The organism is Tardiphaga sp. (assembly GCF_044340795.1).
Classification (GTDB): Bacteria; Pseudomonadota; Alphaproteobacteria; order Rhizobiales; family Xanthobacteraceae; genus Tardiphaga.
The window spans coordinates 1-23,598 of sequence record NZ_JBIISY010000092.1; the positions used below are offsets into that span (position 1 = coordinate 1).

The 23,598-nt window shown below is 62.4% G+C and carries 14 protein-coding genes; 12 read left to right on the top strand and 2 right to left on the bottom strand.

The genetic code is table 11. From position 1 onward, the window contains the following. The 6 genes from ACIQ17_RS16305 to ACIQ17_RS16330 all read left to right on the top strand — a co-directional run. The coding region (locus ACIQ17_RS16305) for a bifunctional transaldolase/phosoglucose isomerase (RefSeq protein WP_398470104.1) at window positions 1-2,368 on the top strand (2,368 nt) is incomplete at its 5' end. A 64-nt stretch (window positions 2,369-2,432) separates the two neighbouring features. Continuing rightward, window positions 2,433-3,452, top strand: coding sequence for a phosphogluconate dehydrogenase (NAD(+)-dependent, decarboxylating) (gene gnd, locus ACIQ17_RS16310; protein ID WP_398470105.1), 1,020 nt, complete (start codon window positions 2,433-2,435; stop codon window positions 3,450-3,452). Window positions 3,453-3,467: 15 nt separating this feature from the next. Continuing rightward, the gene (gene zwf, locus ACIQ17_RS16315) at window positions 3,468-4,994 is read left to right on the top strand and encodes a glucose-6-phosphate dehydrogenase (protein WP_398470106.1); all 1,527 of its coding nucleotides are present in this window, start codon (window positions 3,468-3,470) and stop codon (window positions 4,992-4,994) included. A gap of 15 nt (window positions 4,995-5,009) precedes the next feature. Next, entirely contained in the window at window positions 5,010-5,747 is a 738-nt protein-coding gene (gene pgl / locus ACIQ17_RS16320; RefSeq protein ID WP_398470107.1) for a 6-phosphogluconolactonase, read from the top strand. A 25-nt stretch (window positions 5,748-5,772) separates the two neighbouring features. Next, entirely contained in the window at window positions 5,773-6,252 is a 480-nt protein-coding gene (locus ACIQ17_RS16325; RefSeq protein WP_398470116.1) for a gluconokinase, read from the top strand. A gap of 11 nt (window positions 6,253-6,263) precedes the next feature. Then, window positions 6,264-7,076: a Cof-type HAD-IIB family hydrolase gene (locus tag ACIQ17_RS16330; protein WP_398470108.1), complete on the top strand. Its 813-nt coding sequence runs from the start codon at window positions 6,264-6,266 to the stop codon at window positions 7,074-7,076. A gap of 172 nt (window positions 7,077-7,248) precedes the next feature. On the opposite strand, the gene ACIQ17_RS16335 is transcribed toward ACIQ17_RS16330, so the two are convergent. Beyond that, window positions 7,249-9,048: a glycoside hydrolase family 15 protein gene (locus ACIQ17_RS16335; RefSeq protein ID WP_398470109.1), complete on the bottom strand. Its 1,800-nt coding sequence runs from the start codon at window positions 9,046-9,048 to the stop codon at window positions 7,249-7,251. A gap of 24 nt (window positions 9,049-9,072) precedes the next feature. Further along, a complete protein-coding gene (gene malQ / locus ACIQ17_RS16340; protein ID WP_398470110.1) occupies window positions 9,073-11,022 on the bottom strand; it encodes a 4-alpha-glucanotransferase in 1,950 nt (649 codons plus the stop codon). Window positions 11,023-11,268: 246 nt separating this feature from the next. Between malQ and ACIQ17_RS16345 the strand changes: the two genes are divergently transcribed. The 6 genes from ACIQ17_RS16345 to ACIQ17_RS16370 all read left to right on the top strand — a co-directional run. Further along, window positions 11,269-13,185 carry an alpha-1,4-glucan--maltose-1-phosphate maltosyltransferase gene (locus ACIQ17_RS16345; protein ID WP_398470117.1) on the top strand — a complete coding sequence of 639 codons (1,917 nt, stop codon included), beginning with the start codon at window positions 11,269-11,271 and terminating at the stop codon, window positions 13,183-13,185. A gap of 11 nt (window positions 13,186-13,196) precedes the next feature. Continuing rightward, on the top strand, window positions 13,197-16,505 hold the full coding sequence (treS, locus tag ACIQ17_RS16350) for a maltose alpha-D-glucosyltransferase (protein ID WP_398470111.1): 3,309 nt from the start codon (window positions 13,197-13,199) through the stop codon (window positions 16,503-16,505). After that, on the top strand, window positions 16,502-18,643 hold the full coding sequence (glgB, locus tag ACIQ17_RS16355; protein WP_398470112.1) for a 1,4-alpha-glucan branching protein GlgB: 2,142 nt from the start codon (window positions 16,502-16,504) through the stop codon (window positions 18,641-18,643). Before treS ends, glgB begins: the two co-directional genes overlap by 4 nt. 3 nt (window positions 18,644-18,646) lie before the next feature. Further along, on the top strand, window positions 18,647-20,725 hold the full coding sequence (gene glgX, locus ACIQ17_RS16360) for a glycogen debranching protein GlgX (protein WP_398470113.1): 2,079 nt from the start codon (window positions 18,647-18,649) through the stop codon (window positions 20,723-20,725). Next, complete coding sequence (treZ, locus tag ACIQ17_RS16365; RefSeq protein ID WP_398470114.1) at window positions 20,722-22,473, top strand: malto-oligosyltrehalose trehalohydrolase; 1,752 nt, start codon at window positions 20,722-20,724, stop codon at window positions 22,471-22,473. Before glgX ends, treZ begins: the two co-directional genes overlap by 4 nt. Then, window positions 22,474-23,598: alpha-amylase family glycosyl hydrolase (locus tag ACIQ17_RS16370; protein ID WP_398470115.1), on the top strand; the 1,125-nt coding region annotated here is incomplete at its 3' end.

Sequence of the window (23,598 nt, forward strand, 5' to 3'; positions counted from 1 at the left end):
CATCACGCTGCTGTTCGCGCAGAAGGTCTATGTGGACGTGGCCGAGGCCTATTTGCGCGGCCTCGAAAAATTCGTAGCCGGTGGCGGTGATCCGTCGGGCATCGCCAGCGTGGCGTCGTTCTTCGTCAGCCGCATCGATACCCAGGCGGACAAGCAGCTCGACGAGAAGATCGCGCAGGCCAATGATCCTGCCGAGAAAGAGCGCCTGAAGGCGCTGAAGGGCAAGGTGGCGATCGCCAACGCCAAGCTCGCCTATCAGGAATATCTGAAGCTGTTCGCGGGCAGCCGCTGGGACAAGCTTAAGGCCAAGGGCGCGCAACCGCAGCGGCTGCTGTGGGCGTCCACGGGGGTGAAGAGCAAGGATTATCGCGACACCATGTATGTGGAGGAGCTGATCGGCAAGGACACGGTGAACACCGTGCCGCCAGCGACCCTCGACGCCTTCCGCGACCATGGCGAAGTGCGCGACAGCCTCGAAGAGAAGATCGACGACGCGAAGAAAGTGCTGGCGGATTTCGCCAGGACCGGCATTTCGCTGGACAAGATCACCACCGACCTTGTCGCCGACGGCGTCAAGCAATTCGCCGATGCCGCGGACAAGCTCTATGGCGCGGTGGCGCACAAGCGCGCGGCCTCGCTGGGCAAGGCCGTCGGCACGCAGTCGCTGGCGCTGGGCGACACGCTGAAGAAGACGGTCGAAAAATCCACCGAGGAATGGCGCGGATCGGCAAAGATCCGCCGGCTCTGGCACAAGGATGCGTCGGTCTGGACCAACAGTGACGAAGCCAAATGGCTGGGCTGGCTGAACAGCGCGTTTGCCGAGAAGGCCAAGCTTGCCGATTACAGCGATTTCGCCAAATGGGTGAAGGACCAGGGCTTTACCGATGCCGTCGTGCTCGGCATGGGCGGATCGAGCCTCGGGCCTGAAGTGCTGGCGGTGACCTTCCCGCATGTGTCGGGCTTCCCGAAACTGCATGTGCTGGATTCCACCGATCCAGCGCAGGTCGCGACCATGGCGAAGACCGTGAACATCGCCAAAGCGCTGTTCATCGTATCGAGCAAATCCGGCGGCACCACCGAGCCAAACGTGATGAAGAACTATTTCTTCGGCGAAGTGAGCAAGGCTGTCGGTGCTGACAAGGCGGGTTCGCATTTCGTCGCCGTCACCGATCCCGGCTCGTCGCTGGAGAAGGTGGCGAAGGAGCAGAAATTCGCGCGCATCTTCTTCGGCGATCCCGCGATCGGCGGCCGCTATTCCGTGCTGTCGCCGTTCGGTCTCGTGCCGGCGGCAGCGGCGGGTCTCGATCTGTCGAAATTGCTGGAGCATACGCTGTCGATGGTCCGCTCCTGCGGGCCGGATGTGCCGCCGGTGGAAAATCCCGGCGTGCAGCTCGGTCTGGCCATGGGCCATGCCGGCATCGATGGCCGTGACAAGGTCACCATTCTGTCCTCGACAAAGATTGCCGACTTCGGCGCCTGGGCCGAACAGCTCATCGCCGAATCCACCGGCAAGGACGGCAAGGGCCTGATCCCGATCGATGGCGAAGAGCTGGGCGCACCGACGGTCTATGGTGACGATCGCTTCTTCATCGACCTGCGCGTCGAGGGCGAGAACGACAAGGCGCATGATGACAAGCTCGCCGCGCTGGAGAAGGCCGGCCACATCGTCACGCGGATCGTGCTGCCGTCGATCGACCATCTCGGCCAGGAGTTCTTCCGTTTCGAGATCGCGACCGCCGTGGCCGGCGCCGTGCTCGGCATCAATCCGTTCAACCAGCCGGATGTGGAAGACGCCAAGATCAAGACGCGCGAGCTGACATCGGCTTTCGAGAAGACCGGCTCGCTACCGCCGGAGACACCGGTGGTGTCGTCCAAGGACGCCGATCTCTACACCGACGAGAGCAATGCCGAATTGCTGAAAAAGGCCGGCGCCAATGGCGACCTCGCCTCGTGGCTCAAGGCACACTTCCGCCGTGTCACGCCGGGTGACTACGTCGCCCTGCTCGCTTATGTCGAACGCGATACCGCGCATATCGATGCGCTGCAGGCGATGCGGATGGCGGTGCGCGACAAGAAGAAGGTGGCGACCTGCGCCGAATTCGGCCCGCGTTTCCTGCATTCGACGGGCCAGGCCTACAAGGGTGGACCGGACTCGGGCGTGTTCCTGCAGATCACCGCGGATGACGCCAAGGATCTGGCGATCCCCGATTACCGCGCATCATTCGGCGTCATCAAGGCGGCGCAGGCGCGTGGCGATTTCGAGGTGCTGACCGATCGCAGCCGGCGCGCTCTGCGCGTGCATCTGAAGGGCGACCTCAAAGCCGGCCTCGCCGCACTCGACAAGGCCATCACGGCCGCACTGAATTAAAACGACCCCACATGGCCCGGACATCGCTCCGGGCCATGTGCAATCAAGACAAGGACATCGCAAAATGCAGCTCGGCATGATCGGCCTCGGCCGAATGGGCGGAAATATTGTCCGCCGCCTGATGAAGAACGGCCACACCGCGGTGGTCTATGACAAGGACGCCAAGGCCGTCACCGGCCTCGCTGGTGAGGGCGCCGTCGGCGGATCGTCGCTGGAAGACTTCGTCAAGAAGCTCGACAAGCCGCGGCATGTCTGGGTGATGCTGCCGGCCGGCAAGATCACCGAAACCACCATCGACGAGCTGACAAAACTACTGGAGCCCGGTGACACCATCATCGATGGCGGCAACACCTTCTGGCAGGACGACGTCCGCCGCGGCCAGGCGCTGAAGAAGAAAAATCTGTTCTATATCGACGTCGGCACCTCGGGCGGTGTCTGGGGCATCGATCGCGGTTACTGCATGATGATCGGCGGCGAGAAGGAAGTGGTCGATCGCCTCGATCCGATCTTCAAGACGCTGGCGCCGGGCATCGGCGACATCCCGCGCACTCCCGGCCGCGATGGACGCGATCCGCGCATCGAGGAAGGCTATATCCATGCCGGCCCGGTCGGCGCCGGACATTTCGTCAAGATGATCCATAACGGCATCGAATATGGCCTGATGCAGGCCTATGCCGAGGGCTTCGACATTCTCAAGAACGCCAACATCGAGGCGCTGCCGGAAGCGCATCGCTACGATCTCAATCTGCCTGACATCGCCGAAGTCTGGCGCCGCGGCAGCGTCATTCCGTCATGGCTGCTCGACCTCACGGCATCGGCATTGGCCAAGAGCGGCGAGCTCAAGGAATATTCCGGCTTCGTCGAGGATTCCGGCGAAGGACGCTGGACGGTAAACGCTGCCATCGACGAAGCGGTGCCGGCCGAAGTGCTGACCGCCGCGTTGTTCGCGCGCTTCCGCTCGCGGCAAGACCATACATTTGCAGAGAAGATTCTATCCGCGATGCGCGCCGGTTTCGGCGGCCACAAAGAGCCCGAACAGCATCCGGACCCGAAGCGGCAGGACGCGCCGAACATCGTGAAATAAACGACGGAGTTGTCCGTGACTGCCAAGACCCCCGACAAGACCAAGAAGCCCGATCCCTGCGCCTTCGTGATTTTCGGCGTCACCGGCGATCTCGCGCATCGCCTCGTGATCGCGGCACTCTACAACCTCCAGGCATCGGATCTGCTGCCAGAGAAATTCTGCGTGGTCGGCATCGCCCGCAAGGGCATGACCGGCGACGCGCTCCGCGAGGACCTGCTGAAAGGCCTGAAGCAATATGCGACGCGCCCGGTCGACGATGCGATCGCGCAGAAGCTTCTCAACTGCGTCACCTGTATCGAGGCCGATCCGAGCGAGCCCGAGAGCTTCGACCGCATGAAGGATGAGCTCGACAAGCTCGAGCAGGCGCGCGGCACCGGCGGCAACCGGCTGTTCTATCTCGCCACGCCGCCATCCGCCTTCGCGCCGATCGCCGAACAGCTCGGCCGCACCGGCATGCTGAAGGAAAACGGCAATGACACCAATTCCTGGCGCCGCCTTGTGGTGGAGAAGCCGTTCGGCACCGATCTGGAATCGGCAAAGAAGCTGAATGCCAAACTGCTCAGCCTGATGAACGAGCAGCAGATCTACCGGATCGATCACTATCTCGGCAAGGAGACGGTGCAGAACATCCTCGTGCTGCGCTTTGCCAATGGCATCTTCGAGCCGATCTGGAATCGCCACCACATCGATCACGTGCAGATCACCGTGGACGAGAAGCTCGGCGTCGGCCACCGCGGTTCGTTCTACGACGCCACCGGCGCGCTGCGCGATATGGTGCCGAACCATCTGTTCCAGTTGCTGTCACTGGTCGCCATGGAGCCGCCGTCGCGCTTCGAGGCCAATGCGGTGCGCTCCGAAAAGGCCGAGGTGCTCGCCGCCGTCACGATCCAGACCGAGGCCGATGCGCTGAAGAATTCAGTGCGCGCGCAATATGTGGGCGGCCATGTCGGCGACACCGACATTGGCGACTATCTCAAGACAGACGACGTCAAGCCGGGCAGCACCACCGAGACCTATGCGGCCCTGAGGCTGATGATCGACAACTGGCGCTGGGCCGGCGTGCCGTTCTATCTGCGCACGGGCAAGGCGCTGGGCGTCAAGCGCACGGAAGTGGCGATCAAGTTCAAGCAGGCACCGTTCGCCATGTTCCGGGACATGTCGATGGAAAAGCTCGCCGAAAACTATCTCGTCATCGCGGTGGAGCCGAATGAAGGCATCTCGCTGAAGTTCAACACCAAGGTGCCCGGCCCTGCCGTGAACATCGACGGCGTCGAGATGAAGTTCCGTTACAAGGATTACTTCAATGCCTCGCCGGCCACTGGCTACGAGACACTGATTTATGACTGCATGATCGGCGACAATATCCTGTTCCAGCGCGCCGACAGCGTTGAAGCGGGCTGGCGCGCCGTGCAGCCATTCCTCGATGCCTGGAAGAAGGCGGGCAAGGACGGGCTCAAGACCTACAAGGCCGGCAGCGAAGGACCGGAGGAAGCCGACGAATTGCTCACCCGCGACGGCCGTAGCTGGCGCGTGCTGAGCTAGGCGACAGGAGCCACCATGGTCGAGCATCGCACCATCATCGAAGTGTCGGACGCAGCAGCGCTGGCTGCTGCGGCGGCCGAGCGACTGATCAAGCGGATCGAGGCCAGCAAGGACCGGCCGGCGATCTGCCTGACCGGCGGATCGAGCCCGAAGCGGTTATACGAGCTGCTTGCCACTGATGCCTATCGCAAACGCATCCCATGGGAGCGCGTGCACTGGTTCATCGGCGATGACCGTTTCGTCGCCGAGAGCGATCTGCTCAACAACATGGCGATGGCGAAGGGCGCGTTTCTGGACAAATGCGCACCTGCTGCAAATGTCCATGCGATCAAAACGGATGCGGCAAGCCCGGACGAAGCGGCATCGCTGTATATGCGAGACCTGCAGGATTTCTACGGCAGCGACAAGCTCGACGGCGGAAAGCCGTTGTTCGACCTCGTTCTGCTCGGCGTCGGGCCGGACGGCCATGTCGCGTCGCTATTCCCCGGCTATCCCGGTATCGAGATTACCGATCGCTGGGTGGTCGGCGTCCCGGAGGCCCATGTCAAACCATTCGTGCCACGCGTCAGCCTGACGCTGCCGCCGCTCGCCTCCTGCCATGAGATGCTGTTCCTGATGAGCGGCGAGGACAAGCGCGCCATTCTCGGCCGCGTACTGGCGGGCGAGGATCTGCCGGCCAATCGCGCGCGCTCGAATGGCGAAACAGTCTGGCTCTGTGATCGCGAAGCGCTGCCGGAGGGCGACAGTGTCTGATCCTGCTCCCAACGCGCTCATCGTGATGGGCGTGTCCAGCTCGGGCAAGAGTTCGATCGGAAAGGCACTGGCCGAGCGGCTGGGATGGCGCTTTGCCGATGGCGATGATTTTCATCCCCCCGCGAATGTCGAGAAGCAGCGGGCGGGACAAGCGCTCACCGACGAGGACCGCTGGCCCTGGTTGCAGAGCATCGCCGACGAGATCGACCGTGTCACCGCCGAGGGTGGCAAGCTGGTCGTGGCCTGCTCGGCGCTGAAGCGCGTCTATCGCGACCTGCTGGTGCATGGCCGGCACGATATTCGCATTGTCTATCTCGATGGCTCCCGGGAGCTGATCGCGAAACGGATGGCGGCACGGAAAAACCACTTCATGCCGCCGTCGCTGCTCGATAGCCAGTTCAAGACGCTGGAAATGCCGGGGACCGATGAGCGGGTGATCGCGGTGTCCATCGACGATGACATCGATGGCATCGTGGCCGCCATCGCCAAGCAACTGCCGACCTGAAGGATCGCATCATGACCAAGATCGCCCTCGTCGTTTCCGATGTGGACGGCACGCTGGTGACTCATGACAAGCGGCTGACCGACAAGGCCAAGGCCGCCGTGAAGAAGCTGGAAGACAACGGCATCGGCTTCACCATCACATCGAGCCGGCCGCCGGTCGGCATGCGCTTTCTCATCGATCCGCTCGGGATCACGCTGCCGATCGGCCCGTTCAATGGCAGTTCGATGGTGGATGGCGACCTGGTCCCTATCACACAGCACCTGATCGGCGAGGCTGCTGCCAAGAAGAGCATCGCGGTGCTCGACAAATACGATGTCGATGTCTGGATCTTCACCAATGACGACTGGGTCATCAAGCGCGACGACGGCAAATATGTGCCGCATGAGCGCGACACCATCCAGCACGCGCCGCTGATCGTGGACGATTTTGCGCCCTATCTGGCGAAGGCCTGCAAGATTGTCGGCGCGAGTTCCGACTTTCCGCTGCTGGAGCGCTGCGAGACGGAGATGCAGCGGGTGCTGGGCGACAGTGCCGTGGCCGTGCGGTCGCAGAATTATTATCTCGACGTGACGCCGCCGGCGCAGAGCAAGGGAACGTTTGTGAAAGCCATGGCGGAGCGGCTGGGGATTCCGCTGGAAGCGATCGCTGTCGTTGGGGATATGCGGAACGACCTGCCGATGTTCGAGGTCGCGGGCTTCTCGGTCGCCATGGGGAATGCGAGCGATTTCGTGAAAGGCAAGGCCAGCGCGGTGACAGGCTCCAATGAGGATGACGGATTTGCCGGGGCGGTGGAGATGATTTTGAAGAGGAATGCTGGGGCCTGATCCGCGCTCCATAGGCTCCCTCCCCCTTGCGGGGAGGGCTGGGGTGGGGGTCCACACGTGACGTCGGAGCTTCTGGAAGCACCCCACCCGTCTCGAAGCTCGCTGAACGCTCGCTTCTCACCACCCTCCCCACTGCGCGGCTCCGCCGCTTGGGGGAGGGAAAAGAAAGACGCTATTTCGCCCTCTCCTTTTTCTTCTCCTGCGGCTTCTTCGCGCCGGTCAGGTTATGCGCCACTGAAATCAGCGCGATATGCGTCAAGGCCTGCGGGAAATTGCCGGTCTGGCGCTTGACGCCGCTGTCATATTCTTCCGCCAGCAGGCCGACGTCATTGGCGACGGCGACCACGCGCTCGAACAGCTCCTCCGCCCTGGCGATATCGCCCATCTGGATATAGGCCTCGGCCAGCCAGAGCGTGCAGGCGAGGAACGCACCTTCCGCCGGCTGGATTTCGCCGGTGACCTCGCGCGGATCGTGACGCAGCACAAAGCCATCGCACATCAGATATTTCTCCACGGCAGCGACGGTGCCTTTCACGCGCGGATCGTCCACCGGCAGGAATCCCACCGCCGGCAGCAACAGGATCGCGCCATCGAGGACGTCGGAGCCATAGGATTCGACAAAAGTGTTTTCGCGGGGATCAAAGCCCTTCTCGCAGACGTCGCGATGGATCTCGTCGCGCAGTGCTTTCCATTTCTCCAGGGGCGCCTCGAGATCAAACATCTCGGCGCTCTTGATGGCGCGGTCGAAGGCGACCCAGCACATCACTTTCGACAGCACGTAATGCTTGCCGTTGCCGCGGCGCTCCCAGATGCCATGGTCGGGCCTGCTCCAGACCGAGGCGAGATGGTCGAGGATCTCGCCTTCCACCGCCCAGGTGCTGTCTTCGAGATCGAGCTTGGCCACGCGGGTCTGATGGAAACTGTCGATGAGCTCGCCATAGACGTCGAGCTGCAGTTGCGCATGCGCGGCATTGCCGATGCGCACCGGCAGCGCGCCGCCATAGCCGGGCAGCCAGTCGGCTTCCCATTCGAGCAGGCGACGCTGGCCCATGATGCCGTACATGATCTGCATTTCGGCGGGCGAGCCGGCGACAGCACGCAGCAGCCAGCGGTGCCAGGCGCGCGCTTCGTCGGTATAGCCGCTGTTCATCAGCACCAGCAGCGTGAAGGTGGCATCGCGCAGCCAGCAGAAGCGATAATCCCAGTTTCTGCTGCCACCGAGCTTCTCCGGCAACGACGTCGTCGGCGCCGCGACGATGCCGCCGGACGGCGCATAGATCAGCGCCTTCAGCGTGATCAGCGACCGCATCACGAGATCGCGGTGCTCGCCTTTATAAGTGCAGCGGCTGCTCCACTCGGCCCAGAATTCCTCGGTGTCCTTCAGCGCCGCATCGACATTGATCGGCTCCGGGACTTTCAGATGCGAGGGACCATAGGTGAGCACGAACGGGACACTGTCGCCGGCCTTGACCTCGAAACTCGCAACCGTGGTCAGGTTCTCACCGTGGGTCTCGATGGGCGTGTGCAACACCGTCATGTCGGGTCCACAAATTGCCAGTACCGCGCCGTCCTTGTCGCGCTTGACCCATGGGATGGCCGTGCCGAAACCAAAACGGATGATCATCTCCATCCGCATCTTGACCGTGCCGCGGTCGCCACGGACGATACGCACCACATCCGACGCGGTGCCGCGCGGCGGCATGAAATCGATCAGCGTGACGGCGCCGTCGTCGGTCTCGAGCGTGGTTTCCAGGACGAGCGAATCGCCGCGGTAGCGCCGCTTGCAGGACTTGATCGGACCGTCGGGCGTGATCTGCCAGCGACCGTGATCCTTGGTGCCGAGGAGCGCGGAGAAACAGGCATCGGAGTCGAAAGCCGGCCAGCATAGCCAGTCGATCGATCCGTTGCGGTTGACGAGTGCGGCGGTCTCACAATCGCCGATCAGGGCGTAGTCTTCGATGTTGCTGTACAATGTCTCTCCGCCACCTGACTGGATTTAGGTCACTGCGGACGCGCTCCTGTCCGCCGTTGCGATGTGCAGCGCGTCACGATCGATCGACGAGGCCATCGTTTCCATCGTGGCCGGCAGCCGCTGCCGCCAGTTCGGATGCTCATCAATGGTGCCGGGGATGTTCGGTTGATCGCTGACGCCAAGCAGATCTTCCAACGCAATCGCCTCGATGCGGGTTCGCGTCCGCGCGAGAAAGTGAGCGACGCCGAAGAAATCCATGCGGTCGATGCCATTCTGTCGCAGCGCCTGGTCGAGCATTTCGATGGCGTAACGCCGCGCATCGTCGCTTTCGCCGGGATCGATGCCGATCGAGCGCTTCAGATGCAGGTCATGGTAGCTGCGCCAGCCGTGATAGGTCGGCAGGTCGTGGGTGTTGAAGGTGACCAGCGCGTTCCGCTGGTAATAGTCGATGCCGCGGAAGGCATAGCGCTCGTCGCGCTCGAACATCATCACCAGATATGACCAGATACCCCATGCGGCCATATGGTCTCGAAAACCTTCAGGCACGGTGCCGAGGTCCTCGCCGATGACGACGCAGGTATTCTCGACGCTTTCCTGCGCGGTGACAGCAAGCAGGGCTTCCAGCGGCATTTTGACATAGGCGCCGTTGTCCGGCCGATAGCCGTGCGGCACCACATAGAGGCGATTGAGCCCGAGCACGTGATCAAGACGGATCGCGCCGGCATAGCGCATGGAGGCACGCAGCATGTCCTTGAACGGCGCAAAGCCCTGCACTTCGAGGCCCGCCGCGTTGAAGCCGGCAAGGCCCCAGTTCTGGCCGGCAGGCTGCAGCGCATCCGGCGGTGCGCCGACAGACAGATGCCGCGAGATGGCGACCTGTTCATTCCATGCATCGAAGCCACCGGCCTGCACACCAACGGCGACGTCGAGATAGAGGCCGACCGGCATTTTCAGTTCATTGGTGAGATCGAAGCAGGCTTTCAGCTGCAGATCGGCATTCCACTGCACATATTCGATGAAGGCGACTTCAGCGCCATCGGGGCCTGCGCACAGCTCGGCGCATCTGGCATCGTCCGGATGCTGCCATTCGCCCGGCCAGTCCCACCACGCGGTCTTGTAGCGATGGCGCAGCACCTCGAAACAGGCGAATCGCGTCAGCAACGGTGCGCGCTCCTTGCGGAACGCTGCCAGCGCCGCCTGACGCGGCGACTTGGGATCGGACTGGAATTGCGCGAAGGCCGCGCGCAGTGCGCGCCATTTGGCGGCGGCGACCGCCGGATAATCCACCAGTGCCGAGCGCCGCAGCGGTGCGAGTTCGCTATCGGCAGCACCGGTGAATTCGGGAAGCGCCTCCACGTCGATATAGAGCGGATTGAGAAACAGCCGGCTGTTCGGCGAATAGGGACTGCATTCGCTTGGACGATCGTCGAAGAGCGCATGGAGCGGATTGAGGCCGACACCGCCGGCGCCGAGGCTGGCGCCGACACGGATCAGGTTCTGCAGATCGGTGAAATCGCCGATGCCCCAGTTGCGCTCGGAGCGCAGGCCATAGAGCTGGACGGCAATGATCCAGCTGCGGTCGAATGTCCCGGCATAGGCCTTTCCCGGCGCCACGACCAGAGCGGTTTCCTCGGAATAGAGCGAGGCGTCTGCCAGCCGCAGCCGATGCACGCCGACCGGAAGGTCCGCCGGCCAGGCGATCTCTCGGCCATTGGCCGAGCCCTCGGCCATTAGTCGGTCACCGGCCCAGACTTCCCACTTCAGCGGGGATGTCGCCGCTTCGGTCAGCGTGGTGTGGCCACCCTCGCCCGCCCGCAGCGCCACGACATGATCGAGAAAACGGCGCGGGGCGCGCACCGGCAAGGCATTGAGGATGATCTCCAGAGCAGCGGCATTTGTGGTGTGCCACTGCCCCTGTCCATCGTGAAAACCGGTCTGAATGCCGAGTTCGGCGGCTTTGGCGAAGAGGTCCATTCGGCACGCTGTTTGCAAGGCAACAACCTTGAGGCAATCGCAGGTTGTCGCGAAATTTCATGAGGTTACGGAAGAGGATAGCCGACTTTCAACGCGATGACTTAAGCTCGGTTCCGACGGGAACCAAACCCCTGTCACGAAGCTTCTTATAGGATTGCAGTGCTCCCGTCTCACACGGGTCCTGACATCCCTCTTGTTGATGGCATCACCGTGAACAGAACATCCCAGACCACTCTCAGCTCCGCGATGAGCGGCGCGTTTCATATCGAGGACATCTACCCCATCATTGATGGCGGTCGGTTTCCGGTCAAACGCATTCACGGCGAGGCTATCGAGGTCTGGGCCGATATCTATCGCGACGGGCATGAGATCATCGATGCCGCCATCGTCTGGCGCCGCGAACAGGATCGCGAGTGGCAGCGTGCGCCGATGGTGATGGATGTCAACGACCGCTGGCATGGTACGTTCACGCCGAGCGAGATCGGCCGTTACGTCTATGCCATCGAGGCCTGGACCGATGAATTCGCCACTTGGCGCCACGGATTCGATCTGAAGCTGAAGGCCGGACAGGACGTGACGCTCGATGCGCTGGAAGGCGCCGGGCTGATGACCAAGGCCCAGAATGGCGGCGAAGAGGCGTCGGCCTTCATCGTCAAGCAATGCGAGGCCTATCTGCAGACCGGCGAGACCGAACCGCTGCGCTCGCCAAAACTGCGCGAAGCCATGGCCGAGGCGCAGCCGCGCCCGGATCTCACCCGCTCGGCCCTGCTGCCGCTGATGATCGACCGCGAGCGCGCCCGCAACGGCGCCTGGTACGAGATGATTCCGCGCAGCCAGAGCAAGGTGCCCGGCCAGCACGGCACGTTCCGCGATTGTATCGCACGCCTTCCCGAGATCGCGGCGATGGGCTTCGATGTGCTGTATTTCACGCCGATCCACCCCATCGGCGAGACCAACCGCAAGGGCAAGAACAATTCGCTCACGGCCGAGCCCGGCGATGTCGGCAGCCCCTATGCCATCGGCGGTAAGGAAGGCGGCCATGACGCCATCCATCCCGATCTCGGCACGCTGGAGGATTTCCACGCGGTGATTGCCGCGTGCAAGCAGCACGACATGGAAGTCGCCATCGACGTCGCGGTGCAATGCTCGCCGGACCATCCCTGGATCAAGGAGCATCCGGACTGGTTCAAGCGCAGGCCGGACGGCTCGATGAAATATGCCGAAAATCCACCGAAGAAGTACCAGGACATCCACAATCCCGATTTCAGCTGTGACGATGCCGGCTCGCTGTGGAATGCGCTGCGCGACATGCTGCTCTATTGGTGCGATCAGGGCGTCAAGATTTTCCGCATCGATAATCCGCACACAAAGCCGCTGCGGTTCTGGGAATGGGCGATCCACGAGGTGCAGCTGAAGCATCCCGATGCGCTGTTCCTGGCCGAGGCCTTCACCCGCCCGAAGCTGATGAAGGGTCTGGCGAAGCTCGGCTTCTCGCAGAGCTACACCTATTTCACCTGGCGCACCGCCAAGTGGGAGATCGAGCAATATCTCAACGAGCTGTGCTCCTATCCCGAGCGGGAATACTACCGACCGAATTTCTTCGTCAACACGCCGGACATCCTGCCCTATCACCTTCAATCGGGTGAGCAGTGGATGTTCAAGTCGCGCGTGGCCCTGGCTGCCGTGCTGTCGTCGGTCTACGGTGTCTATAACGGCTTCGAGCTGCTGGAGCACGAGGCCATTCCGGGCAAGGAAGAGTATCTCGACTCCGAGAAATACGAGATCAGGACCCGCGACTGGCACAAGCCAGGCAACATCATCTCCTATATCACCGCGTTGAATTTCGCCCGCCGCGCCAACCCGGCGCTGCAGCAGATCTCCAACCTGCGCTTCATGCCGGTGGAGAACGACAACATCATCGGCTTCGTCAAGACATCGGTGGACGGCACCAATGTCGTGGCCGGTGCCATCGCCATTTCGCGCGATCCCTACGAATTCTGGCTGCCGATCGACACACAGGTCCTCGTCGACGGCGAGAAGCGGAATGTCGCTGCCGTCGAGAATATCATCACGGGTGAACGCCACGGCGTCGAATGGGGCGGCATCCGCCTGCGCATCGACCCGCAACGCGACCCTGCCGCCCTCTTCCGCTGCCTCGCCTGAAAGCGCCCAGAATGAATGTGATGACCGACATCAAGTCCAAGACGGGCGTCGAACAGCCGAACAATGCGATCGATCCGCTCTGGTACAAGGACGCGATCATCTATCAGCTGCACGTGAAGACGTTTGCGGACAGCAACAATGACGGCATCGGCGATTTCGCCGGCCTCACCGACAAGCTCGATTATCTGCAGGAGCTCGGCATCACCACCATCTGGCTGATGCCATTCTATCCGTCGCCCGGCCGGGACGACGGCTACGACATCGCCGATTACGGGTCGGTTCATCCCGACTTCGGCACGATGAAGGACTTCAAGCGCTTCATTCACGAAGCCAAGCGCCGCGGCCTGCGCGTGATCACCGAGCTCGTCATCAATCATACCTCGGACCAGCACGACTGGTTCAAGCGCGCTCGGCGGAGCCCTGCCGGTTCGTCCGCACGCGACTGGTATGTATGGAGCGACACCGACCAGAAATATGACGGCACGCGCATCATCTTCACTGACACGGAGAAATCCAACTGGACCTGGGATCCGGAAGCCAAGGCCTATTATTGGCACCGCTTCTTCTCGCACCAGCCGGACCTGAACTTCGACAACCCGCGTGTGCTCTCGGCTGTCGTGCAGGTGATGAAGCGCTGGCTCGATGCCGGCGTGGACGGCTTCCGTCTCGACGCCATCCCCTACTTGATCGAGCGCGACGGCACAAATAACGAGAACCTGCCGGAGACCCACAAGGTCATCAAGCATCTGCGTGCCGAGCTCGACGCCTATGCGCCGGGCCGCCTGTTGCTCGCCGAGGCCAACCAGTGGCCGGAAGACGTGCAGGAATATTTCGGCGACAGCGACGAATGCCATATGGCGTATCACTTCCCGCTGATGCCGCGCATCTATATGGCGCTGGCGCAGGAAGACCGTTTCCCGATCACCGACATCATGCGGCAGACGCCGGATATTCCGGATAACTGCCAGTGGGCCATGTTCCTGCGCAATCACGACGAGCTGACCCTGGAAATGGTCACCGATGTCGAGCGCGACTACCTGTGGTCGACCTACGCCAATGATCCGCGCGCGCGCATCAATGTCGGCATTCGCCGCCGTCTTGCGCCGCTGATGGACAACGACCGCCGCAAGATCGAGTTGCTGGACTCACTGCTGCTGTCCTTCCCTGGCACGCCGATCATCTATTACGGCGACGAGATCGGTATGGGCGACAATATCTATCTCGGCGACCGCAATGGCGTGCGCACGCCGATGCAGTGGGCGCCGGACCGCAATGGCGGCTTCTCCCGCGCCGACCCCGCACGTCTCTATGCCCCGCCGATCATGGATCCGATCTACGGCTATGAATCGGTGAATGTGGAAGCGCAGTCGCGCAGCCTGTCGTCGCTGCTGTCGGCCACCAAACGGCTGATCGCCGTGCGCAAGTCGACGCTCGCCTTCGGTCGCGGCACCATGACCTTCATCCGCCCCGAGAACCGTTCGGTGCTGTGCTATGTGCGCCAGTATGGCGACGAGGTGATCCTCTGCGTGGCCAACCTGTCGCGTGCGGCGCAGGCGACCGAGCTTGATCTATCGCCGTGGAAAGAGCGCGTACCGCTCGAAATGCTCGGCCGCACCAAATTCCCGCCGATCGGCGACCTGCCTTACATGGTGACGCTGGCGCCCTACGGTTTCTACTGGTTCCAGCTCGAGAAGCGCGACGTCTCCGAACATTCGCAGCCAGCTGTGGTGCCGGAATTCGAAACGCTGGTGGTGCCGCTCGGCTCCACCTGGATGACGCTGGCGCGTACCCGCGGCGTGTTCGAGCATGATGTGCTGCCGGGCTTCCTGTCGCGCTCGCGCTGGTATCCGGAACGCAATGCCAAGGCGATCCAGCCGGCACTGACCTCGGCGACACCATTTTGCCTGGTCGGCGACAACCGGCCATGGCTGGTGTTCTTCGAGACCACCCAGCGCGGCGCAAAATCCCGCTACGTGCTGCCGATGCAGATCGACTGGGTGCGTTTCGATCGCGACCGCTATAATCCCAAGGCATTCGCCGCCGTGCGCCAGGGCGCGCGCGAAGGCACGCTGCTGGATGTCGCCACCGACGAGATTTTCATCTCGCTGCTGCTGTACAACTTGCGCAATGCGGTGACGGTCGAGGAAGTCGAGGGCATGAAGCTCGAATTCCGCCCGACCAAGAAACTCACCGACAAGCCGCAGCAGAAGCTGGAAAACATTCGCGCGGTGGAAACCGAGCAGTCGAATTCGACGGCACTGGTCGATAGCGACTATGTCGTAAAAATCTATCGCAAGCTGCAGACCGGCATCAATCCGGAGATCGAGGTCGGCCATTTCCTCACCGAGATTGCCGGCTTCGCCAACACCCCGGCCTTGCTCGGCAGCGTCGAGCTGATCGAGGGTGATCAGCGCAGCGCCGTCTCCATCGTCCATGCCTTTGTGCAGAACCAGGGCGACGCCTGGACGGTGTCGTCGGGTTATCTCGATCGTTTCGTCGAGCGCGAGCGCTTGATCGCAGCCGATGACCATCCCGAAATGCACGAGGACCAGGTTGCCTATCTGCGTTACATGACGCAGACCGGCCTGCGTGTCGCAGAAATGCAGATCGCGCTGGCAAGCCGCGACGACATCGCCGACTTCAAGCCGGAGCCCACCACGGACAACGACATCCGCGTGTGGACCGACGAAATCGTCACCCGCGCCGAGCCGGTGTTCAGCCTGCTGGCCCAGCGCCGCAACGCCGCCCGCGACGGCGATCGTGGCTTGATCGACGCCGTGCTGGCGTTGCGCAACAATCTGCGCGAGACGCTCAACGGCCTGCTGCCAGACAAGATCGACGGGCTGAAGATCCGCCATCACGGCGACTTCCATCTCGGCCAGATGCTGATCGTCAAGGACGACATCTTCATTATCGATTTCGAGGGCGAACCGCGCCGCTCCATCGAGGACCGTCGCCGCAAGGCGCCGGCCGCACGCGATGTCGCCGGCCTGATCCGCTCGATCGACTATTCTGCGACAGCGGCCCTTGAGCGCGCCGAGCAGGTTGCTCCCGACGAGAATGGCAAGCTCGCCAATGCGCTCACGTCGTGGCGTGACCGCGCCATCGATGCCTTCGTCGGGGCCTATCGCGACGCCATGACCGACAAGCGGTTGTGGCCGGCAGATGCAAAATCTGCTGACGACATGCTCAAATTCTTCCTGATCGAGAAAGCATTCTACGAGATCGAGTACGAGCTCGCGCATCGCCCGGATTGGCTGCGCGTGCCGCTGGCCGGTCTGTTGCGCATCCTGAACGGGGAGCCGAAGGAATCCGTATGACCAATCTTCCCGCTGAAGCCTATGCCATCATCGAAGGCCGTCATTCCGACCCGTTCCATTATCTCGGGCCGCACAAGGAGAACGACCGTACGGTGGTGCGCGCTTTCCTGCCTGATGCCGTCAAGGTTGACGCCATTGATGATCATGGCGCGACCACGCCGCTGGAGCGCGTGCATCAGTCCGGCCTGTTCGTCGGCGCGCTGGCCAATGGCTCGACCAGATACCAGTTGCGTGCAAAGTTCGGTGACAATGTCGTCGATCTCGAAGACCCCTATCGCTTCCCGCCGCTGCTGACCGATTTCGATCTCTATCTGCTCGGCGAAGGCACCGACCAGCGAATCTATGACAAGCTCGGCGCTCATCCGCGCGTGATCGACGGCATTGCCGGTGTCGCCTTTGTCGTGCTCGCGCCGAATGCGAAGCGCGTCAGCGTGGTCGGCGATTTCAATTTCTGGGATTCGCGCCGGCATCCGATGCGCGTGCGCGGTGTCGGCTACTGGGAGCTCTTCGTTCCCGGCGCCACCGCTGGCAGTCACTACAAGTTCGACATCATCGGCCCGCATGGCCAGGTGCCGCTGAAATCCGACCCGTTTGCGTTCTCGGCAGAAGTGCGTCCCTCAACGGCTTCGATCGTGCTGGATGAACAGAAGATTCCGCATCCGCGTTCGGCACCCGAGGGCATCAATGCCCTGGGCAAGCCGATGTCGATCTATGAGGTGCATCTCGGCTCATGGCGCCGCAAGGGCGACAATGAATGGCTGAGCTATCGCGATCTCGCCGAGACGCTGCCGAAATATGCCAAGGATCTCGGCTTTACCCATGTGGAATTCCTGCCGGTCAACGAGCATCCGTTCGACGGCTCCTGGGGCTATCAGCCGACGGGCATGTATGCCCCCACCAGCCGCTTCGGCTCGCCCGAGGATTTTGCGGCCCTAATCGATGCCTGCCACGCCGAAGGTCTCGCCGTGCTGCTCGACTGGGTGCCCGGGCATTTCCCCGACGATCCGCATGGCCTCGGCCACTTCGACGGCACCGCGCTCTACGAACATGCCAACCCGCTGCAGGGACGGCACATGGACTGGGGCACGCTGATCTACAATTACGGCCGTACGGAAATCGTCAATTTCCTCGTGTCCAACGCGCTGTTCTGGATGGACCGCTACAACATCGACGGTCTGCGCGTCGATGCCGTGGCCTCGATGCTCTATCTCGATTACAGCCGCGCAGAAGGCGCCTGGATTCCGAACAAATATGGTGGCCGCGAGAATATCGAGGCGATCGAATTCCTGCGCCGCTTCAATCGCGAAGTGTTCGGCAAATTCCCCAATGCCACGACCGCCGCTGAAGAATCCACCTCGTGGCCGCAGGTGTCGCGTCCCGTCGAGTTTGGCGGACTCGGCTTCGGCTACAAGTGGAATATGGGCTGGATGCATGACACGCTGAATTACATCAGCAAGGATCCGATCTATCGCCAGCACCAGCACAATGACATCCTGTTCGGCCTGCAATATGCGTTCTCGGAAAACTTCATCCTGCCGCTGTCGCATGACGAAGTCGTCCACGGCAAGCGTTCGATCCTCGGTCGCATGCCGGGCGATGACTGGCAGCGTTTTGCCAATCTGCGCGCCTATTACTCATTCATGTTCGGCCATCCCGGCAAGAAGCTGATGTTCATGGGCTGCGAATTCGCCCAGGAGCGCGAGTGGAATCACGATCATTCGCTGGACTGGCACCTGCTCGAACAGGACAAGCATGCCGGAATCCACTCGCTGATCCGCGACCTCAACACGCTGTATCGCGACACCCCGGCGCTGCACGAGCTTGATTGCGATCCGGCTGGTTTCGAATGGATGGTGACCGACGACGCCAGCAACAACGTGTTTGCCTGGATCCGCAAGGGCAACGCGCCACGATCGCAGTGCCTCGTCGTCGTGAACTTCTCGCCCAATGTCTATCATAACTACCGCGTCCGCGTGCCTTTCACCGGCAAATGGCGCGAGGCGCTCAATTCCGATGCCGCGCTTTACGGCGGCAGCAATGTCGGCAATTCCGGCGAGGTGACGGCCACCGGACTCGTACCCGAACTCAGCCTCACATTGCCGCCGCTCGCTGCGATCTTCCTCGTACCGGAAGCCTGATCGATGCGCCTGTCATCCGGAACGCCCTCCCGCCTCGGGGCCAGTTGGGACGGGCGGGGGACGAATTTTGCCCTGTTCTCGGCCAATGCCAGGAAGGTCGAGTTGTGCCTGTTCGACGGTCAGGGACGTCGCGAGCTCGAACGCATCGAGCTCCCCGAATACAACGAGCACGTCTTCCACGGCTATCTCAACGACGTTTCGCCAGGCCAGCTCTACGGCTATCGCGTGCACGGACCGTATGAGCCCGAGCATGGCCACCGTTTCAATGCGCACAAACTCTTGGTCGATCCCTATGCGAAGAAGCTGGCAGGCCGCCTGGTCTGGAGCGACGCGCATTTCGGCTATCGCACCGGCTCGTCGCGTGAAGACCTCTCCTTCGACCGCCGCGACAATGCCCGCGGCATGCCGAAGGCCGTGGTGGTCGACGAAAGCTTCAACTGGGGCCGTCGCGAAGCGCGGCCAAGCATTCCGTGGGAAGACACGATCTTCTACGAGGCCCATGTCAAAGGCTTGACCATGGGCCGCAAGGATGTTCCTGCGGGCTTGCGCGGCACCTATCGCGGCCTCGCCGCGCCGTCGATGATCGACCATCTCAAGCGGCTCGGCGTGACGTCCATCGAGCTACTGCCGGTGCATGCCTTCGTGGATGATCGCCGTCTCGTCGAGATGAAGCTGGTCAATTACTGGGGCTACAACACGCTGAGCTTCTTCGCGCCGGAAGCGCGCTATGGCGCCGACAATCCGCTCGATGCCTTCCGCACCACCGTCGCACGGCTGCACGATGCCGGCATCGAGGTGATCCTCGACGTCGTCTACAATCACACGGCCGAGGGCAACCATCTCGGCCCGACGCTCTCGTTCCGCGGCATCGACAACGCCTCCTATTACTGGCTGATGCCGGACAACAAGCGCTACTATGACGACTTCACCGGCTGCGGCTCATCGCTGAACCTCACCCATCCGCGCGTGCTGCAGATGGTGATGGATTCGCTGCGCTACTGGGTCGAGGTCTGCCATGTGGACGGCTTCCGTTTCGATCTCGCCACCGAACTGGCGCGCGGCCCGAACGGCTTCGATCGCAACAGCAATTTCCTGACGGCCATCCGGCAGGATCCGGTGCTCGCCAATGTCAAGATGATCGCCGAGCCATGGGATCTCGGCATGGGCGGCTATCAGGTTGGCGCCTATCCGTCGCAATGGTCGGAGTGGAACGACAAATATCGTAGCGCCATGCGCCGCTACTGGGCCGGTGAAGGTTCGCTGATCGGCGACGTGTCGCGCCGCATGACCGGCTCGTCCGACACGTTCAACCATGACGGCCGCAAGCAGCGTGCCGGCATCAACCATGTCACCGTGCATGACGGATTTCCGCTTGCCGACCTGTTCGCCTATAACGAGAAGCATAACGAGGCCAATGGCGAGGACAATCGCGATGGCTCGACCGACAATCACAGCAATAATTTCGGCGTCGAAGGCCCGACGGACGATCCTGCGATCAATGCGCTGCGCCGGCAGCTGCGCAAGAACCAGCTTGCCTGCCTGTATCTCGCTCAGGGCGTGCCGCTGCTGCTAGCCGGCGACGAGGTCGGTAACAGCCAGGGCGGCAACAACAACGCCTATTGCCAGGACAACGAGATCGGCTGGGTGGACTGGAACGGCCTCGGCAACAGGGACGACGACCTCACCGATTTCATCGGCCATATGGCGCAACTGCGCCAGCGCTTCCCCCAGATCACCGCGCAAAAATGGCTCGACGGCCGCCGAACCGATGGCAGCTATGGCGTACTGTGGCTGACCCCCTCTGCCGAAGAGATGACCGAGGCTGACTGGGCCTTCCCGGACGGCCGGTTCCTTTCTTACGTGCTCAGTTCGAACGAAAAGGGCGGCAATCCGTTGTTCATCGTCCTGAACGCAGCCCCGGAGGGCATTCCCTTCAAGCTGCCGAAACTCACCGAATTCAAGAGCTGGCGCCAAGTGCTGAACACTGCCGACGACAACCTCTCGATTGCCATCCTGCCCCCCGGCGCCGATGTGGATGCCCCACCGCGCTCGGTCATCGCATTCGCGGGGACACCCGCATGACAACGCGCAGCTTTGGGCCACGCCTGACCGACAAGGGCGCCACCTTCAAATTGTGGGCACCGGCAGCAGGCCGTGTCGATGTGATGCTCGATCAGCCGGTGGCGATGACGGCAGAGGACAATGGCTGGTATAGCGTGGATGTGCCGGGGATCGCCGCCGGCGCTACCTATCGCTTCCTCATCGATGGCAAGACGGAAGTGCCCGATCCCGGCTCGTCGTTCCAGCCCGAGGACGTCAGCGGCCCCAGCGAGATCGTCGATCACACCACCTATCAATGGCGCGCCGCTGACTGGCGCGGCCGGCCGTGGGATGAGACCGTGCTGCTGGAAACCCATGTCGGCACATTTACACAGGAGGGCACCTATCGTGCCATGATCGACAAGCTCGATCATCTCGTCAGAACCGGTTTCACCGCGCTTGAGCTGATGCCGCTTGCCGACTTCGCCGGCTCCCGTAACTGGGGCTATGACGGTGTTTTGCTCTATGCACCGGATCACGTCTATGGCCCCCCCGACGATCTCAAGGCGCTGATCGACGAAGCGCATTTGCGCGGGATCAGCGTGTTTCTCGACGTGGTCTATAACCATTTCGGTCCCGAGGGGAATTACATCGGCTCATACGCGCCGACCTTCTTCTGCGATACGCAGACGCCCTGGGGTTCGGCCATTGATTACCGCGTGCCCGAGGTTCGCGCCTATGCCATCGAGAATGCGCTGATGTGGTTGCGCGACTATCGCTTCGACGGCCTACGCCTCGACGCCGTGCATGCCATCACCGAGCCCGGCGAAGTGCCGATGCTGCACGAGCTGTCGCGCGAGGTCGGCAAGCTCGCCGCCGACACCGGCCGTCATATCCATCTCGTGCTGGAAAACGACGACAACCGCGCGACGCTGCTCGATCCCGTGACCAACCCCGCGCGTGGCAAATATCGCGCGCAGTGGAACGACGACTATCACCACGCCTGGCACGTGCTGCTGAGTGGCGAGGACAAGGGTTATTACAGCGACTACGCACCGACGCCCATCGAGCATGTCGTGCGGGCGCTCGGCTCCGGTTTCGCCTATCAGGGCCAGCCTTCCGCCCATCGTAGTGGCGAGGGACGCGGTGAACCGAGCGGAGAACTGCCGCCATCCGCTTTCGTCAACTTCCTGCAGAACCACGACCAGATCGGAAACCGCGCCCTCGGCGATCGCCTGGAAGCCATCGCCGATCCCGTGGCAGTCGAGGCGGCGCTGGCCATCACGCTGCTCGCGCCGATGGTGCCGATGCTGTTCCAGGGCGAGGAATGGGGCTCGAAGGTCCCCTTCCCGTTCTTCTGCGATTTCCAGGGCGATCTTGCCGATGCCGTACGCAACGGCCGCAAGAAGGAATTCGCCAGCGCCTATGAGAAATATGGCGACGACATCCCCGATCCGCTCGACGCCGCAACCTTCGAACAGGCGAAGATCGACTGGGAAATGCGCGACGGCGCTGGCAAGCGGCGCTGGGCCATGGTGCGTGATCTCCTGCGGATGCGGAAGCAGCATATCGTGCCGCGTAGCGTCGGCGCGCGTTTCGGGAAGGTCGAGGAAACCGATGGCCTCGTCATCGCTGACTGGACCATGGCCGATGACCGGAAACTGACGCTGCGCGCCAACCTCTCGGGCAAACAGGTCACCGCCCGGGACGTCACCGGCACATTGATCTGGGGCCGACAAGGCGATGCATTGGCACCATGGGCGATCCAGTGGTGGATTGGAGACAAGTGAATGCCGCCGGCCATCCCGACCGCTACCTATCGCCTGCAGCTCACCAAGGAATTTGACTTCGACGCCGCCGCGCTGATCGCGCCTTATCTGAAAGCCATCGGCATCAGCCATGTCTACGCCTCGCCTTTCACAAAGGCGCGCGCGGGATCGACTCATGGCTATGACATCGTCGATCACACCAAGCTCAACCCCGAGCTCGGCGGCGATGCCGGCTTCGAGCGCATGAGCGCCGCGCTGAAGAAGAACGACCTCGGCCTGATCCTCGATTTCGTCCCCAATCATGTGGGCGTGCACTATGCCGACAATCCGTGGTGGCTCGACGTGCTCGAATGGGGGCAGGCGTCGCCGCACGCCGTCTCCTTCGATATCGATTGGGAGCTCCTGCCCTATCGCGCCCGTGGCGGCCTGCTGCTGCCGATCATCGGCTCCAGCTACGGCCAGGCGCTGGAGAATGGCGAGATCGAGCTGAAATACGATGCCAGGGAGGGCAGTTTCTCGGCCTGGTATTACGAGCACCGCCTGCCGATCGCGCCGGAGCGCTACAGCGAGATGCTGCGCGTGATCGTCAAGGAAGCAGACGCCGGCGATACCGCCGCAGGTCGCGCGATCCTGACACTGGCTGGCAAGCACAAGGGCCTGCGCCACCCCAATCGCAACGAGGCGCCAGCGTTCAAGCAGCAACTGGCGTCCATCGACGGCGCTGCCGACGTTATCGCCCGCGGCCTTGATGCCTATCGCGCGGGCCCGGATCGTCCCGCGCAGATCCAGACCTTGCACATGCTGCTGGAGCGCCAGCACTACAAGCTCGGCCAGTGGCGGCTTGCATCAAGCGAGATCAATTACCGCCGGTTCTTCGACGTCAATACGCTGGCTGGTCTGCGCGTCGAAGACGCCGGTACTTTCGAGGCCATCCACACCCAGGTGAAGCGCCTGATCGCCGAGGACAACCTGCAGGGCCTGCGGCTCGATCACATCGACGGCCTGCGCGATCCCTCGCAGTATTTCCAGCGCCTGCGCCGCCTGATACGCGAGGCGCAGGGCAAGGCCAAGCCGTTCTATGTCGTCGTCGAGAAGATCCTCGGCGAAGACGAAAAGCTGGTGCCCTTTGCCGGCGTGCACGGGACC